The organism is Roseibium sp. RKSG952 (genome assembly GCF_009711355.1).
In genome coordinates, this window is sequence record NZ_SMMF01000414.1 from 1 (window position 1) to 881 (window position 881).

The window sequence follows — 881 nt, forward strand, 5'->3', positions numbered from 1 at the left end:
CCCGGAAAATCGCTTGAGTCGTGTACAGGGATCGAAGGCTTAAATTAGCGGTTTCCTTTCGGATTGACGCTTGTCACAGTAACGGACGTTTTTATGACAGCGTTGATCGGATATATGCGCGTCTCAAAGGCAGACGGGAGCCAGTTGCTCGACCTGCAATCGGATGCCTTGATCAAGGCCGGTGTGCCGGAGCACCACATATATAACGATAGTGCATCCGGGCGGCGGGATGACCGGCCGGGACTTGAAGCGTGTCTGAAAGCCCTTCGGAACGGAGATACACTTATTGTCTGGAAACTGGACCGGCTTGGGCGTGACTTGCGGCACCTGGTTAATCTTGTCTCGGATCTGACTGACCGGAATATCGGCCTGAAAGTTCTTGCCGGCGATGGCGCAGCCATTGATACGACAACCGCAAACGGCAGGCTGGTTTTTGCCATTTTCGCAGGACTTGCCGAGTTCGAGCGGGAACTGATTGCCGAACGCACAAGAGCAGGCCTTGTGGCCGCAAGGGCATGCGGCCAGCGGGGTGGGCGGCCCTACAAAATGACACCTGCCAAGGTGCGTCTTGCCCAAACCGCCATGAGAGACCCGCGTACAAACATCTCGGATTTATGCGAGGAACTCGGTATTTCACGGCAAACGCTTTACAGGTTCATTGGCCCCGACGGCGAGCTTCGCGACGACGGGCAACGTCTCATGAAACGCCAGAAGCCGTAGTTGGCAAGCAGCTTTCGGGTCTGGGATCACAGTCCTGGGCGCTCGAACAACCATCAGGGTTTCATCTGACCTTCAAAAAGGGGATAGGGTGTCCGTACGGTAAACTCGGCCTTTTTGACGGCCAGAAGCTTTGTTACGCTGCCTTTGCAGCGTAACACCAC

Annotated in this window: 1 protein-coding gene; it reads left to right on the top strand. The window is 55.6% G+C overall.

Annotated features, from left to right (window positions below; translation table 11 throughout):
- Positions 1–93: 93 nt before the first annotated feature.
- Entirely contained in the window at positions 94–720 is a 627-nt protein-coding gene (locus E1297_RS01300) for a recombinase family protein (RefSeq protein WP_155132908.1), read from the top strand.
- Positions 721–881: the final 161 nt, after the last annotated feature.